Source organism: Halapricum desulfuricans (genome assembly GCF_017094465.1).
Classification (GTDB): Archaea; Halobacteriota; Halobacteria; order Halobacteriales; family Haloarculaceae; genus Halapricum.
In genome coordinates, this window is sequence record NZ_CP064791.1 from 2,198,476 (window position 1) to 2,213,285 (window position 14,810).

A 14,810-nucleotide genomic window follows, 5' to 3' on the forward strand; every position below is an offset into this window, starting at 1 on the left:
GGCGTCGCCGCCGAGGGAAAAAAGTCTGTGGCCTACTCGATCCGCGCGACCGGACCGTCGTCGGTATCTTGGACCTCGACGCCGAGCGATTCCAGTTCGTCCCGGAGTTCGTCGGCGCGCTCGTAGTTGCCAGCCTCGCGTTCGTGCTCGCGGATCTCGAGAACGAGGTCGATCACGTCTTCGGCCAGTTCGACATCGCCGCCGTCGGCCCCGCCCAGCGAGAGCCCGAAGACGCCACCCGCAAACTCTTCGATGGTCTCGATCGCCCGCCGGAGTCCGCGGTAGTCGTACTGGTCGTGCTCGTCGATATGGGAGTTGACCTCGCCCACGAGTTCCAGGAGTGCCGTCATCGCCGCCCGGGTGTTGAAGTCGTCGTTCATCGCCGTCTCGAAATCCTCGCGAGCGGTCTCGACGGCCGCCCGGAGGTCCTCGTCCTCTACCTTGGTCCGGGCGTCGACGCTGTCACAGACCTCGACGGCGCGCTCGTAGCCCCGCTCCAGCCGTTCGAAGCGCTCGATGGCTTCGTTGATCGTATCCTCGCCGTAGACGGCGCTGTTGTGGTAGGCCGTCGACAGCAGGAAGGTCCGTACGACGTCCGTCCCATAGCGCTCGATGGCCTCCTGGACCGTCTCGAAGTTGCCCAGCGACGAGGACATCTTCTCGCCTTTAGTCTCGAGCAGGCGGACGTGCAGCCAGTAGTTGGCGAAGGTTTCGCCGGTCGCAGCCTCGCTCTGGGCGATCTCGTTTTCGTGGTGGGGGAAGACCAGATCCTGCCCGCCGACGTGGATGTCCAGCGTCTCGTCGAGATGGGTCATACTCATCACCGAGCACTCGATGTGCCAGCCCGGACGACCGTCGCCCCACGGGGAGTCCCACGTCTCGGCGGTCCCGCAGGCCTCCTCGGCGGGTGCGGCCTCGGCGTGTTGGTGATCGGCAATCTCCGCAGGATCGACACCGCCGCCCTTCCAGACCGCGAAGTCCGCCGGGTGGCGTTTCTCGGCCTGTTCGTCCGCGCTGCCCTGGGCCTCCAGTTCGTCGATCTCCTGGTTGGAGAGTTTGCCGTAGTCCTCGAAGCTCGTCACGTCGAAGTAGACCGAGCCGTTCGACTCGTAGGCGTAGCCCTTCTCGATCAGCGTCTCCACCAGGTCGATGATCTCCGGAACGTGCTCGGAGACGCGGGGGTAGACCTCCGCGCGCTTGAGGTTGAGATCGCGCATAGACCGAATGACCTCCTGGATGTAGGACTCTGCGACATCGGCCTCGCTCGATCCGTCCTCGCCGACGCGGGCGACGATCTTCTCGTTGACGTCGGTGAAGTTCTCGACGTGATGCACGTCATAGCCCAGCCAGGAGAGCCACCGGTCCATCACGTCGACGTGGACCCACCCACGGGCATGACCCAGGTGGGGCGGGTCCGAGACCGTCAGCCCGCAGTAGTACAACCGGACGGCGTCGGAATCTTCGGGTACGAACTCCTCGCGCTCGCCGGTCAGCGTGTTACTCACGCGCAGCGTCATTGCCCGTCACTACGCGAGCCAGCGTTTCAATCCGTCGGAGTCGCCATCACGCCTCGCTTTGCTCGATCAGCCGCACCGCGTCCGGCCCGTCCCGGCGCCCGACGACGACCACAAGCGTATCCGACCCGACTGCCGCAGCTTCGACTGCAATCTCGGCGGCCGCGAACCGACCCAGGACCGTCCCCAGCAGATCGGGACTGACATCGCCGGTCGCGACGACCGCCGTCGCGTCGCCGCCGTCGGCCGCGAGTGCCGTCTCACCCACCTCGAGCAGTGGCTCGTCGCTGTCCTCGGCGGGACCGACGCCGCTGTGCATCGTCACCCGGAGTTCGCGCTCGGCCGCGTCGCGTTCGGGCAACTCCTCAGCGTAGCGCCGCAGTGCCGCCGCGACGGCGTCGGTCTCGCCGACGTCCAGAAACCGGGCCGCAGCGGAGTAGTTGAGGACCCCCGCACGCAGTCCCTCGTAGACGAACGGGTGTGCTCGAACCGCCTCCCGAGTGTCCGCAGCGAGTGACATAGCAGTGGCTCGGACCTGATTGATCAAAATACCGCCGATCACGGCCGCGAGTCACCCCTCCGAAGCGTGACCGTGACTGTCGTCCCGGAGTCGCCGGTCTCGAACGCGACCGTCCCGCCGACGCGTTCGATCGCCCAGGTGACCAGCCACAGCCCGACGCCGCTGGCGTGTTCCATCGGCGTCTCGGTGCCGGCGTCCAGGACTTCGAGTTCTTGCTCGGGGATCCCGGGGCCGTCGTCAGCGACCGCGAGTCGGGCGCGGCCGTCGTCGACCGTGAGATCGAGCCGCACCGTCGGATCCGGGCGCTCGGCGTGCTCGATCGCGTTTGCGAGTAGCTCCTCGATCGCGATCTCGATCGAGGGGTCACCGACGACGACACACGAGCCGGGCGAATCGAGCGTGATCGACGCCGCAGGGTTGTCGGCTCGGGCCGACGCCGCCAGCGACTGCAGAATCGAGCAGAGATCCAGCGACTGGGTCGGCTCGTCCGCGACCGACCGCGAGAGCGCGCTGATCTTCTCGCTGCGGTCGATCACGTCGTTGGCGGTGTCGATGATCGTACTCGCGTGTTCGCGGTGTTCCGGCGTCTCGACGCGCGTGGCGAGCAACTCGGCGTGTCCGCGGACGACGTTCATCTCGTTGCGGAGGTTGTGTCGGTACAGACGGTTCATCACGTCCAGGCGCTGTTCGCGACGAGTGCGCTCGGTGACGTCCCGAAGGCTGATGATCCGCCCGGTCACGGTCCCGTAGGCGCGATCCAGTTCCGAGACGCGAACGTCGTAGTAACAGCGCATCCCGTCGCGATCCATGGTGATTTCGGCGACGCCATCGAGATCAGCCAGTTTGGGGGCGAGCGCAGCCAGATCACTGCCAATCGCGTCCGCCGCGGAAGCGGCCAGCAACGACTCGGCAGCGCGGTTCAGATCGACGATCGTCCCGCCCGCGTCGACGATGATCACCGGATCGTCCAGTTGTCCGATCAACTCTTCCCGTCCCAGTTGCCGCGTCGCCGGCGTAACATCGAGCAAGTGCTCACGGAGGATCGCAGCCGCGATGACGGCGCCCGAAAACACGAACGCGATACCGGTCGGGTCGATCGCCCCAGGGATATACCCGAAAACATAGAGCGCGTTGACGACCATCGGGACGACGATCGCGATCAGCAACGCGGTGCTCTGATCGCGGAAGATGCCATCAGTCCGCCAGAGCACGCCGACCAGCAGCGCAGCACCGGCCGCGATCAACCCGTACGCATACGCCTGATTGCCCCAGAACGCAAGTCCCGGCACAGCGTCGAGCACGTAGTACTGGCCCGAGAGCACCACCTGGCTCGAGCGCCAGACGAGACCGTGGCTCCCGTTCGTCCAGATGAGCGCCGAAAAGACGATCGGCTCGACGACGAGCGCGAGCAGTCGGGGACCGGACAGCCAGCGCTCGCGGCCCGTGTACTCGAAGACGAGCGCGAGCCACGAGAGCGGCACCAGGGTCGATATCGACAGCTTCAGCGCCGTCCAAAACACTGGCGCGTCCGACGCGATGCTCAGTGCGTCAGTCAGCGACCAGAGGCTAGCTGCGAGCAGGAACAGCGCGAGCGGCGCTGCACCAGGCGTATCGCGGTGCAGCCAGGCGAACACAGCGAGTCCCGACCCGGCGACGGCAGCGAGCAACATCAGCGGCACGTACAGCGACGAAACCATTCCGATAGCTGTGACCTTGGACGGTGGGCCCTAAAGCGTTTGCCGGGATCGGAGCGAGTATGCGTGGCGAATCGCAGGACAGCTCACCGGCGCGCGGCGAGCGCCGCCCAGACACCGAGCACACCGAGTCCCAGCGCAGGGACGAGCGGCACAATCAGAAACGTCTCCCGCCAGGGGAGACCGACCGCCGCGACCGCGTCCCGTGCGGACGACAGCAGAATCAGCGTCCACGGGACGAGCAGAAACGAGACGACGACCGCCCCGACGAGCACCCAACCGCGCCAGCCAAAGTCGCTGTCGGCGTCGCCGGCCGACGCGTCCGGTCGATGGACGTACCGTTCCCCGTCGGTGTCATCACGCATCGTACTCGCAGGTGGAACCACGGATCCAAAACGGTGACGGGCAAATTAGTGAGTGTGTGTCACACGACAAGATACAACATAGAATGGGTCCAAGGGAACGGTATGGCAGACGAGCCAACCACACCCGACGAACTGCCGGACGTACCGAACGAACTTGCCAGCGAGCACCCCGAAGTCTGGGAGCGATACAGCGACCTCGGTGCGGCCTGTGCAGCGGCCGGGCCGCTTGACGGCGAAACGAAACGGCTCGTCAAACTCGCGCTCGCGGTCGGCGCGGGATCGGAGGGGGCCGTTCACTCACACGTCCGTCGCGGCCTCGAGGAAGGTGTCGACCCCGAGGCGTTACAACACGTCGCAACGCTGGCGATTCCGACACTCGGGTTTCCGACAGCGATGGCTGCCCGGAGTTGGATCGGCGACGAACTCGAGTGACAGTATCAGCGCCAGTCGTATACCGAAACCGCACGGTCGGACCGCGTGCTCGCGCCGTGTGGGTTGCGGGCGATCGACCGGTCGCACGCTCGGGCCGATAGGCCGTCTTTCAGTCCCACGGCTGCGCCAGAGAGGACGTCACGCCCGGTCGAGAGCCACTCCGACGGGCCAGTCTTGCGACGGACCACGTCCCGCAGTGAGTCGAGCGCGTCGCTGCCGGCGTGGCCGACCAGTCGCCCGAGGACCGTCGGCCGTGTCCCGTAGTTCTTGCTCAGTCGGTACGCGAGCGACCGGTACTTCCAGGCCCAGTCGCGCTGTAGCTGCCCGCCGTCGGCGCCGTAGGTCCGCTCGACGGCCATCGTTTGTGCCCACTCGACGCGGAACTCGCTATCGGCGAGTCGATGTGCCAGGTCGCGAGAGCCACCGATTGGGAGGTACTCGTCGTAGCCGTCGAGAGCATCGAGCACGGCCCGATCGAACGCGACGTTGCCGCTGTTGAAATGGGTAACATCCCGTCCGGCGACGGTCCGCTTTTCGACGGTCTCAGTCGCCGCCCCCGCGCGGCGCGGCCGGTGTGTCGGGCCGGTGACCACGTCGCCGTTGGAAAGCCCTGTCCGCACCGCGTCGGCCCAGGACTCGTCGACCGCCAGTCCGTGATCGACGAGCGCGACGACGTCCCCGGTCGTGTGCCCGATCCCGGCGTTGCGCGCCGTCGTGACCGACCGGTCGGCGATCTCGACGAGTACGTCCACGTCGTCTCGATCACGAACCATCCCGGTCGTTCCGTCGGCCGACGGACCGTTGACGACCACGATTTCGGCCTCGGGGACGACCGTCGCGAGGGCTTCGAGCGTCCCCGCGAGGCGGTCCCGGCCGTTGAGCGTCGGGACGACGACCGAGAGTTCCATACACGTCGTAACTCCCCCAGTGACTAAAAACGTCGCGGAACGGATATGTATAGTCGGTGGGGAGCGTACAACGGCAAATCACGGACCGTACCGGCCGGACTATCGATCCCGGGTCACCGTCTCCCCGGGCGTCGTGGTCGCTCCCGCCGAGAGAACGACGCCCGCGTTCAGGCTCGTGTTGATAGCAGTCTTGACCCCGTCGCCGGCGACGACGCCGAACTTCCGTCGGCCGGTCGAGACGCGTTCGCCCTTGACCGTGATCCGCACGTCTGCGCCGTCGTGACGGAGGTTCGCCACGTTCGTCCCGGCCCCGAGGTTCACGTCCCGTCCGAGCACGCTATCGCCGACGTACGAGAGATGCGGGACGTTGCTGTCGGCCATAACGACGCTGTTTTTGATCTCGACGCTCTGGCCGACGTGGACGTTCTCCCCCAGTAGCGTCCCGCTGCGGACGTACGCGTTCGGCCCGACCGTGGCGCCCGAGCGAAGCAGTGCCGGGCCGTCGATCACGACCCCCGGCTCGACGGTCGCGCCCGCCTCGACGACCACGGGACCGCGTAGCTCGGCGTCGTCGCTCACGTCCCCGGCGATCCGTCGGTCAAGCTCGGCGAGGTGCCACTCGTTTGCTTCGAGCAGTTCCCAGGGCCGGCCGACGTCCAGCCAGCGATCGAGTTCGACGGGCGTGACGTCGAACTGTTCGATCACCCGCGAGACGACATCGGTGATCTCGTGTTCGCCGCGCTCGCTCTCGGGGACGTCCAGCCACTCGCGGGCGGTCTCGGGGAAGACGTACGCGCCCGTGTTCGCGCGGTCAGTCGGCGGATGAGCGGGCTTCTCGACGATCCCGGATACCCGCCCGCTATCGACCGAGATCACGCCGTAGTTCGAGGGATTGGCGACACGATAGGTCGCCAGCGCCGGCCCCGAACCGAACAGCGTCTCGATACTGTCCGAATCGTAGAGGTTGTCGCCGTTCAACACCGCGAACGGTCCGTCGAGGGAGTCGCTGGCTGCTCGGACGGCGTCAGCGGTACCCGCCTGGGTTTCCTGACGTGCGAACGTGACGGGCACGCCCCGATACTCGTCGCCGAAGTACGTCCGGATCGTGTCGGCCTCGTACCCGACGACGATCACGAGTTCGCTCGCGCCGGCCTCGACGGCGACATCGGCCGTATGCGCGACCAGCGGCCGATCGGCGACCGGCAACATCGGTTTCGGGAGCGACTCGGTCAGCGGTCGCATACGGGTCCCCTGTCCCGCCGCGAGGATGACAGCTTGCATGCTCAGGGCGTCCGGGCGCGTCCGCATAAGTTCCACGGGATTGTCGGCGGCAGCCGTCAGAACGACCCTGCCCGTCGATCACTCGAACGCGCCGAGACTCGACTGCAACTGTCGCGAAGACGGCTCCCGACGTACCTCGTGACCGACCAGTTCGCGCATGTCCACAGCGTAGGTACTGTCGTTGCGGTCGAGTACGAGCACCCGCCCTTTCGTCCCCCGAATCGTGCCGGTCGCCATCCGTTCGACGACAGGTCGTTCGGTGAGTTCGAGCCCGTACTCGAAGGTGTAGGTGCCGATCGGATCGTAGTCAGCGAGCAACGCCGACCACGCGTCGGCGTCGACGGCCCGGTGAAGCCCCTCGATCTTCGTCGGTACGCGGACCCGGTCGCCGACTTCCCTGGCGATGTCGGCTTCGACCTGTCTGGCGATGCGGCCGTTCTCGACCGTGCGGATGTGGGCCGCCCGGTCGGCACCCTGTTCGCGCAGCCGGGTGTCGAGGCGCCACGAGCGGGTGACCCCGACTTTGAACGTTGCCGGCGCGAACGCCGCCAGATAGACAGCGTGTTCCTCGCGGCACGTCTCCAGGGGCAGATCACAGTCACCCGTACAGCGCGCACACGGCCAGCGGTCGGTGTGCTGCGGACAATAGGGGGCCCGGGGCGCGTCACACCGAATGTGGCGTGACGTCTCTCCGGAGCGGTCGATCGCACCGGCACAGTGGCGCTCGTCCAGCGTCAGCGCGAGTCGATCGCCCGGGTCGAGCGGCTGTCGGTCGATCTCGCCGTCGTCCGCGAGGAGCAACGCCGCCACGCCGTCCGGCGCGCCCGTCTCGTACCCGACGATCTGCACGCCCGGTCGTAGCGCCCGGGGGGATTTGGCCCTTGGCATCGCACGGCTGGTCGTTCCCCGACGTCACGGGCAGGGGCAAAACAGGTTCAAATAGACGATATTATCATGGTCGGGAACGGATCGAGATCCATGACAGACCACACACCGACGACACGCCGGGGATTTCTCGCAGGTGCGACCGCCGTCGGCTCGGCCGGGCTCGCGGGCTGTGGCATACTCGGCGGCGATGGTGATCCGGGACCGATCTACGAGCCAGACGTATCGACGGAGACGGTGACCCCTGACAGCGACGGGTTACTACCGACGCCGGTGCTGGGCGATCACGACGCCGACGTGACCGTCATGGTGTTCGAGGATTACGCCTGTGGTCACTGTGGGACCTACGTGACCGAGCATTTCCCGCAGTTGGGCTCGGAGTATATCGATCCGGGGACGATCCGCTACGAGCACCACGACTTCCCGCTGCCGCTGAACGAGGAATCCAACCGTGCGCCCAACGCGGCCCGCGCGGTACAGGACACGGTCGGCAGCGCGGCCTACTGGGAGTACTCACAGCGACTGTACCGCAACCAGTCCGATCTGGGACCCGACCGCTATGCGTCGCTTGCCGAGGAAGTGGGGGCGGATCCCGACTTCGTTCGGAACGCGGCGATCAACAAGCGATACAGCGAAACGATCCAGGCGGACAAACAGTACGGCGAGAGTCTCAACGTCGATTCGACGCCGACGGTCTTCGTGAACGAGTCCGCCGTCGCCGGCTACGACTTCGACACGGTTTCACAGGCGATCGACGACGCCTGACCGGGACGAGCGCCTGCCGTTTCGAAAGCGGCTAATCCGTGCCCGAAGAGAGATGACGTATGCAAGACGAACCGCCGGTCGTCGTGCTCAGACTCGGCCATCGACCGGGTCGCGACGAGCGGATGACCACCCACGTCGGACTCACCGCTCGCGCGCTCGGCGCCGATCGACTCGTCCTCGAAGACGCCGCGGCGGGACGCAAGGAGACTGTCACTGACATCACCGACCGCTTCGGCGGCCCGTTCGAGGTCGAGGTGACCGACCGACCGCTGGGGCGGCTCCGGTCGTGGGACGGGGCGATTGCGCATCTGACGATGTACGGCCAGCCGGTCCAGGACCGCGAAGACGAGATCCGGACGGCCCATCGGGACGAGCCGCTGCTCGTCGTCGTCGGTGCCGAGAAGGTGCCGTTCGAGGTCTACGAGCGTGCGGATTTCAACGTCGGCGTGACGAACCAGCCACACTCCGAGATCGCCGCGCTAGCCGTGTTTCTCGACCGGTTGTTCGAGGGGCGCGAACTCGACAGAACGTGGGAGGACGCCGAGAAACGCGTCGTTCCGAAAGCGGCGGGCAAGCGCGTGGTCGACCTCGACGACGAAGCGTGAAGACAGGCCGTGCCGGGTCTGTCACTGCAGTTCGATCTTGCGGACGAACGGCATTGCCTGGATCTCGTTGATCAACTCGCCCGGGAGTTGCTGATCGGTAATGACGTACAGTTTCGGCGCGTCGGAGAACTCCGGATCGTCGCTGATGACCTGCCGAATCGTGATATCCCGGTCGGCGATCGCACTCGTGACCGCGGCGACGATGCCCGTGTCTTCGGCGTCGCCGACGGTCACCGTCAAGACGGTCAGATCCAGCACCGGCGCGAGGTCCATCAGACTCGGAATCGCGGAGATGTTCTGGAAGATGCGCCGGAGCTGTTCGTCCGCGAGGATCGCGTCGGTCGTGGCGTCGACGACCCGCCGATCGACGCCGATCTCCCGGGCGATCCCCGTGTTCGGGATCTCGATCCCCCCGGAGACGACCCGCCCCTCGTCGTTGACGGAAAAGCCCCGTTCGAGCAGCAGGCGGATCACCCGCTGTTGACTCGGGCTGTCCTCGAACTTCTCCATGATCTCGTCGAACATACCCGAGACAGGACGCCCCAGGGCCTTGAGCGTGGTTATCGGTTCGGCCCGCGCAGTGCGCGGCCGTGTCGAACGAGCCGATGCATTCGAGTGGGCACGCGGAGGACAGATGGACGATCTTTCGAAGATCTCTGAGAATTCGTCTATAAAGACAGCGGATGACCAGTTATGGATCCGCTAAAGTGTGTGTCGCGCTACCAAACATCCACAAACAATTATTATACTCCGACCCGAAGAGAGTCATGTATGGCGACACGCCAGCAATCCCAGACGGGGTATCACACGTGTACCTGTGGCGCCGAGTTCGAGAGTACGGAGGCACTCCTCGAACACGCACGGGAGTCACACGGGATCAGCGTATACTAGCTGGCGACGTTCCGAACGAACGATCTATACAAAAACAGTTTTGCCCGTCGGTACGGTGGTATAATCCACCGACCAATGTCAGGTATCGAGCTTACGGCGAGTCAACAGACGATTTTGCAGGAACTGGTCAACAGCTACCGCGAGAGCGACAGTGCGGTCAAAGGCGAGCGGATCGCCGAGGAGATCGATCGGAGCGCAGGCACAATCCGCAACCAGATGCAGAGTCTCAAAGCGCTGCAGCTAGTCGAGGGCGTTCCGGGGCCGAAGGGCGGGTACAAACCGACGGCCAAGGCCTACGACGCGTTGCAGATTCAGCAGATGGACCGCTCGGCGGAGGTGAATCTCCATCACAACGGCGAACACGTCGAGGACGCCAACGTCACCGAGATCAACCTGACGAGCGTCCACCACCCCGAGAAGTGCCGCGCGGAGATCTACCTCCAGGGGTCGATGTCCGAGTTCGAGCCCGGCGACACGATCACTGCCGGGCCAACCCCGTCCGCGGGCCTGCAGATCATCGGTACGATCGACGGCAAAGACGAGACGAACAACGTCCTCGTGCTGGTCATCGACGACATGCGCGCCCCGGTCGAAGAGGACGAGTAGCCCAGCGCGATCGTGTTTCGAGCGCGGGACAGAGCTTTTCACTCCGCCGGTCGTACGTGAAGTGATGGCAGAGGTCTGCCCGACGTGTGGACTCCCGGAAGAACTTTGCGTCTGTGAGGACGTCGCGAAACAGTCACAGGAGGTCGCGGTCGAAACCGACGAACGACGCTACGGCAAACAGATGACGATCGTCGACGGACTCGATCCGGACGACGTCGACGTCGGAGAGCTGGCGTCGGAACTCAAATCCCGGCTCGCCTGTGGGGGCACCGTCGACGACGGCCGGATCGAACTCCAGGGCGATCACGTCGATCGCGTCGAGGACTACCTCCAGGACGAGGGCTACAGCGTCGAGTGACCCCGGGTACACACATACCTTTTTACGCTGCGCCACGTACTAGAAGTATGGGTAAACGAATCAAACAGGCGATGAGCCGTGCGAAGTACGCCGCTGTCGGCGCCTCGATCGGCGCCGCAGCCGGTGGACTCGTCAGCCGGAACGCGGCCAGCACCGCCGCCGGACTCGGAGCACTCATCGGTGCAACGATCGGTGAAAAGCGCGTCTCAGTCGACGAGTTCGTCGGGCAGGTCAGAGACAAAACCGGCGAGAAATCCGCCGACGAGTAGCCGAGCAGGCACGTTTTTATATTCGATCACGCCGTAGCGACGGGTGTGACCACGGACCCGTCGTTCGAGATCCCGGCCCGACCCCAGCGGCGCTATCCCTACGACAGTGGGGTCGAATACGAGGGGGAGACGGTCTTTCACCTCCGGCCGGCGGCCGGGAGATCGGAGCGGGAGTTGCGGCGGCTCGTCGAAGCGGTGCTCGACGGCGAGACCTACACGTACGGCGACTGGCTCGATCTCCCGCTCCCGCTGTATCTTGTCCACGACGAACACACGGGTGACGTCTTCCGGGTCGTCGTGCGTGACCAAACCGTGGAGCTGCACGTCCTCCCGGCGACGGAGTCAGCGGGACTTCGCGCGTTCTACGAGGCGCTCACGGATCGAAGCGACGGCGAGTGGACTGTCGAGTTGACGGTCGAGCAGGCGCAATGACGATCAGGGGATCTCTTCGAACGTAGCGTTTTCAGACAGTCAGAAGCCGCTCTGCTCGATCGAATCGACGAGTCGGTCGACCTCCGCCTGATCGACGGTCGCCAGTGGCCCGGGGATCGTCCGGGAGAGCGACGCGGTCGCGACGGCCGTCGACAGCGCCGTGTCCGGTTCGCCGCCGTCGAGCAGTATCGCGAGGAACGCGCCGATGAACGCATCGTGTTGGCCCGTATCGTCGACCGTGTCGGTCTCGATCGCGTCTCGGTCGTGGATGACACCGTCGTGATAGACCAGCGCGCCGTGCTCGCTGCGGGTGAGCACGACCATCTGCAGGTCCCACTCCGCGGCGATGGTCGGGGCGAGTTCTCTCGCCTGGCCCGTCCGATCGAGCACCGTCCGGACGTCGTCTTCGGAGCCGAACAGCACGTCGACCGACTCGAAAACGCCCGTCAACGTCTCCCTGGCCTTCGCCGGTGACCACAGTTCGGGGCGATAATCGAGTTCCAGGGCGGAGACGCCGTCCCCGCTTGCGCCCGCTCGCAACACCGCCGCGCCGGTCTCGGCGGCCGTCTCCGAGAGCGCGAGCGTGCTGCCGGCGACGAAGACGCTCGAAGCGTTCTGGATCAGATCCATGTCCAGATCGCCGGGGGACATCGTCTCGGCCGCCGCCCGTTTGCGGTCGTGGATCCGGACCGCCTCGCGTGGCTCACACGGCGGCTCGTAGAAGGACAGTCCCTGTCGTCCCTCGTCGCTCCACCCGACCTGCGTCTCGATGCCGTGCTCGTGGAGTTCGGAAACGACACGCCGTCCCAGCGGCGTGTCGGGGAGTTTCGAGAGCCAGACCACGTCGGTCCCGAACCGACTGGCAGCGACGGCGACGTTGCTCTCCGTTCCAGCCGCGTGCATCCGGACGTCGGTCGCCGTTTCGAGTCGCTCGTTGCCCCGCGGTGACAGTCTGAGGGAGGTGTCCCCGACAGTGACCAGTTCGACCATACGGGAGGTATCAGAAGCGAGGGGCTTAGGTCTAGGTGCTCGGGACAGCAGGCCGGCCCCGGAGCTACGGGTGACCGGGATAGTCACGCTCGAACCGGTTCTGTATCTCCGCGGCGTCGATTTCGATCAACACCGGGCGGCCGTGCGGACAGGCATAGGGGTTCTCACAGTCGGCCAGTTCCTCCAGCAGCGAGACGACCGACCCGTCCGTCATAGCGGTGTTAGCCGTGATCGACGGATAACAGGCCAGATCGGAGAGGAGTTCGTCGGCGACTGCTTCGACGGTTTCGGCCCCATCGCTATCACGCTCGACGAACGACGAGAGGACGTCCCTGACGAGTTCGGGGCCGCCGCTCTCGGCGATCAGCGCCGGGACCGTCCGCACCTCGATCGTCCGGCCGTCGAGCCGATCGGCCTGGAATCCCAACCGAGACAGCGCCTCGGTGAACTGCTCGAACAGCGCCGACTCCCTGGCAGTCAGTTCGATCTCGACGGAATCGGCGAGCACCTGCGTAGTCGTCTCGCCGAGGAACCGCTCGCGGAGTCGCTCGTAGTTGATCCGCTCGTCGGCCGCGTGCTGGTCGATCAACACCAGCCCGTCGTCGGTCTCGGCAACGATGTAGCTGTCCCGTATCTGCCCGAGCACGCGCATCGACGGCAGCGAATCGAACGACTCGACCGCGGGGTCGGCGTCGCCGAACCGCTGCTGTTCGGTCGCCGTCACTGTCGGAGTCGGATCGTTCGCGTCCCCGTAGTCGCCGTCGGCTACATCCGACCCGTCCGTGGCAGAGTCGTCGGCGTGACCGCTGGATTCGGACGCGGATCGACCACTCGTGTCGCTCGGTCCGGACACGTCGGGCTGTCTGGCCATGTCACTCGACCCGGATGCGGTGGGCTCTCCGCCTCTGTCACTCGATTCGGACACGTCAGGCTGCTCTCTCGTGTCGCTCGATCCGGACGCGGATCGACCCGTCGCGTTACGGGTGTCGGATGCGACGCGTTCGTCCGCGGTGAGTGTCCCACTATCGTGGTCCGTCGAACGACCGTCGGGTGCGTTCGAATCTGTGGACGGCATCGCGCTCGGTGCGTCGCTCGTGGCTTGCTGGTCGGTATCGGTCACGGACCGATCATCGTCGGATCTACCGTCGGATTCGCCGCCGGGTGTGATCTCCGTCTGCTCGGGTGCCGAGCGACCGCGTGGCGCGCGCGAGCGCAGTCCACCCTCACGTCGCAGCGCGTCCTCGACGGCGGCGGTGATCTGCTCGCTCACGCCCTCGCTATCCGCGAATCTGACGTCCATCTTCCGGGGATGGACGTTGACGTCGACCAGCGCGGGATTGACTTCGACGAACAGGACGGCGAAGGGGTAGCGATCGCTCGCCAGTTGCCCCTCGTAGGCGTCCAGCACCGCATCGCGGACGGCGTCGGCGGTGACGAACCGCCCGTTTACGTACGTCGAGAGGTACTCGCGGCTCGCGCGGTTTGTCTCGGGATGGCTGACCAGCCCCGACACCGATTCCAGCGGGCCGTCGGGCAGGGCCCCGCCGTCGATCTCGATCATCGCCTCGGCGACCTCCCGTCCGTACACGTCGAGGACGGTCTCGGTGAGGTTCCCGCGGCCGGCCGTCGCGAAGATCTCCCGGCCGTCGTGTTCCAGCGTCACGGCGACGTCGGGGTTCGCGAGCGCGTAGGCCGTGACGACGCTGTTGACGTGGGCGAACTCCGTCGCGTCCTGTGCGAGGTACTTCCGACGCGCGGGAACGTTGTAGAACAGGTCCTCGACCTCGACGGTCGTCCCGACCGGACAACCCGCCGGCCGGACCGCCCCAACGTCGCCACCCTCGACGGTGATCTCCGCGCCGCTTGAAGCGCCCTCCCGCGGACGGGAGGTGATCGTCATCCGCGAGACGGCCCCGATGGCGTGCAACGCCTCGCCGCGGAACCCCAGCGTCGCGAGCCCACCCTCCAGGTCGTCGATGGTCCGTATCTTCGAGGTCGTGTGCTGCTCGATCGCGCGCCTGAGGGCGTCCTCGTCCATGCCGAGTCCGTCGTCGCTGACGCGGATCGACTCGGTGCCGCCGCTCTCGACGCCGACGCTGACGCGACCGGCCTCGGCGTCGAGGCTGTTCTCGACCAGTTCCTTGACGACCGACGCCGGCCGCTCGACGACCTCGCCGGCCGCGATCCGCTCGACGGTCGTCGGATCCAGTTCCCGGATCTGCTGGGCCATTCGATGCCGTCTTTGTGCGGCACGCTCTTCATACTGGTGGCTATACGTTCGTCCAGATATCCGGC

General features: G+C 65.9%; 17 protein-coding genes. 7 read left to right on the forward strand and 10 right to left on the reverse strand.

Going from position 1 to position 14,810, the window contains the following annotated elements:
- Positions 1-32 precede the first annotated feature (32 nt).
- The 4 genes from cysS to HSEST_RS11195 form a co-directional block, all read right to left on the reverse strand.
- The gene (cysS, locus tag HSEST_RS11180; protein WP_229121010.1) at positions 33-1,517 is read right to left on the reverse strand and encodes a cysteine--tRNA ligase; all 1,485 of its coding nucleotides are present in this window, start codon (positions 1,515-1,517) and stop codon (positions 33-35) included.
- 46 nt (positions 1,518-1,563) lie between these two features.
- A complete protein-coding gene (locus tag HSEST_RS11185; RefSeq protein WP_229121011.1) occupies positions 1,564-2,034 on the reverse strand; it encodes a DUF7523 family protein in 471 nt (156 codons plus the stop codon).
- A gap of 38 nt (positions 2,035-2,072) precedes the next feature.
- Positions 2,073-3,731, reverse strand: a complete 1,659-nt coding sequence (locus tag HSEST_RS11190) for a histidine kinase N-terminal 7TM domain-containing protein (protein WP_229121012.1) — start codon at positions 3,729-3,731, stop codon at positions 2,073-2,075.
- A gap of 83 nt (positions 3,732-3,814) precedes the next feature.
- Positions 3,815-4,093 (reverse strand): hypothetical protein, encoded by a 279-nt coding sequence (locus HSEST_RS11195; protein ID WP_229121013.1) that lies wholly within the window; start codon positions 4,091-4,093, stop codon positions 3,815-3,817.
- A 102-nt stretch (positions 4,094-4,195) separates the two neighbouring features.
- On the opposite strand from HSEST_RS11195, the gene HSEST_RS11200 reads away from it, so the two are divergent.
- The gene (locus tag HSEST_RS11200; RefSeq protein ID WP_229121014.1) at positions 4,196-4,525 is read left to right on the forward strand and encodes a carboxymuconolactone decarboxylase family protein; all 330 of its coding nucleotides are present in this window, start codon (positions 4,196-4,198) and stop codon (positions 4,523-4,525) included.
- 5 nt (positions 4,526-4,530) lie between these two features.
- On the opposite strand, the gene HSEST_RS11205 is transcribed toward HSEST_RS11200, so the two are convergent.
- The 3 genes from HSEST_RS11205 to HSEST_RS11215 all read right to left on the reverse strand — a co-directional run bounded on the left by HSEST_RS11205 (position 4,531) and on the right by HSEST_RS11215 (position 7,563).
- Entirely contained in the window at positions 4,531-5,433 is a 903-nt protein-coding gene (locus HSEST_RS11205) for a glycosyltransferase family 2 protein (protein WP_229121015.1), read from the reverse strand.
- Positions 5,434-5,532: 99 nt separating this feature from the next.
- A complete protein-coding gene (glmU, locus tag HSEST_RS11210; RefSeq protein ID WP_229121016.1) occupies positions 5,533-6,714 on the reverse strand; it encodes a bifunctional sugar-1-phosphate nucleotidylyltransferase/acetyltransferase in 1,182 nt (393 codons plus the stop codon).
- Positions 6,715-6,792: 78 nt separating this feature from the next.
- Positions 6,793-7,563, reverse strand: coding sequence for a DUF2797 domain-containing protein (locus tag HSEST_RS11215; RefSeq protein WP_229121017.1), 771 nt, complete (start codon positions 7,561-7,563; stop codon positions 6,793-6,795).
- A gap of 129 nt (positions 7,564-7,692) precedes the next feature.
- On the opposite strand from HSEST_RS11215, the gene HSEST_RS11220 reads away from it, so the two are divergent.
- Together HSEST_RS11220 and HSEST_RS11225 are read left to right on the forward strand one after the other, a co-directional pair.
- Positions 7,693-8,364, forward strand: a complete 672-nt coding sequence (locus HSEST_RS11220; RefSeq protein ID WP_229121018.1) for a DsbA family protein — start codon at positions 7,693-7,695, stop codon at positions 8,362-8,364.
- Between the two features lie 59 nt (positions 8,365-8,423).
- On the forward strand, positions 8,424-8,969 hold the full coding sequence (locus tag HSEST_RS11225; RefSeq protein WP_229121019.1) for a tRNA (cytidine(56)-2'-O)-methyltransferase: 546 nt from the start codon (positions 8,424-8,426) through the stop codon (positions 8,967-8,969).
- Positions 8,970-8,990: 21 nt separating this feature from the next.
- On the opposite strand, the gene HSEST_RS11230 is transcribed toward HSEST_RS11225, so the two are convergent.
- A complete protein-coding gene (locus tag HSEST_RS11230; RefSeq protein WP_229121020.1) occupies positions 8,991-9,494 on the reverse strand; it encodes an amino acid-binding protein in 504 nt (167 codons plus the stop codon).
- Positions 9,495-9,935: 441 nt separating this feature from the next.
- Between HSEST_RS11230 and HSEST_RS11235 the strand changes: the two genes are divergently transcribed.
- The 4 genes from HSEST_RS11235 (at position 9,936) to HSEST_RS11250 (ending at position 11,525) form a co-directional block, all read left to right on the forward strand.
- The gene (locus HSEST_RS11235; RefSeq protein WP_229121021.1) at positions 9,936-10,466 is read left to right on the forward strand and encodes an HTH domain-containing protein; all 531 of its coding nucleotides are present in this window, start codon (positions 9,936-9,938) and stop codon (positions 10,464-10,466) included.
- A 64-nt stretch (positions 10,467-10,530) separates the two neighbouring features.
- Positions 10,531-10,824 carry a stress response translation initiation inhibitor YciH gene (yciH, locus tag HSEST_RS11240; protein ID WP_229121022.1) on the forward strand — a complete coding sequence of 98 codons (294 nt, stop codon included), beginning with the start codon at positions 10,531-10,533 and terminating at the stop codon, positions 10,822-10,824.
- Positions 10,825-10,871: 47 nt separating this feature from the next.
- Complete coding sequence (locus tag HSEST_RS11245) at positions 10,872-11,093, forward strand: hypothetical protein (RefSeq protein WP_229121023.1); 222 nt, start codon at positions 10,872-10,874, stop codon at positions 11,091-11,093.
- Between the two features lie 45 nt (positions 11,094-11,138).
- Complete coding sequence (locus HSEST_RS11250; protein WP_229121024.1) at positions 11,139-11,525, forward strand: hypothetical protein; 387 nt, start codon at positions 11,139-11,141, stop codon at positions 11,523-11,525.
- 39 nt (positions 11,526-11,564) lie between these two features.
- Here HSEST_RS11250 and HSEST_RS11255 read toward each other — a convergent pair whose 3' ends face one another.
- A complete protein-coding gene (locus tag HSEST_RS11255) occupies positions 11,565-12,515 on the reverse strand; it encodes a sugar kinase (RefSeq protein WP_229121025.1) in 951 nt (316 codons plus the stop codon).
- A gap of 64 nt (positions 12,516-12,579) precedes the next feature.
- Positions 12,580-14,745, reverse strand: coding sequence for a DNA mismatch repair endonuclease MutL (gene mutL, locus HSEST_RS11260; protein WP_229121026.1), 2,166 nt, complete (start codon positions 14,743-14,745; stop codon positions 12,580-12,582).
- Between the last annotated feature and the right edge of the window lie 65 nt (positions 14,746-14,810).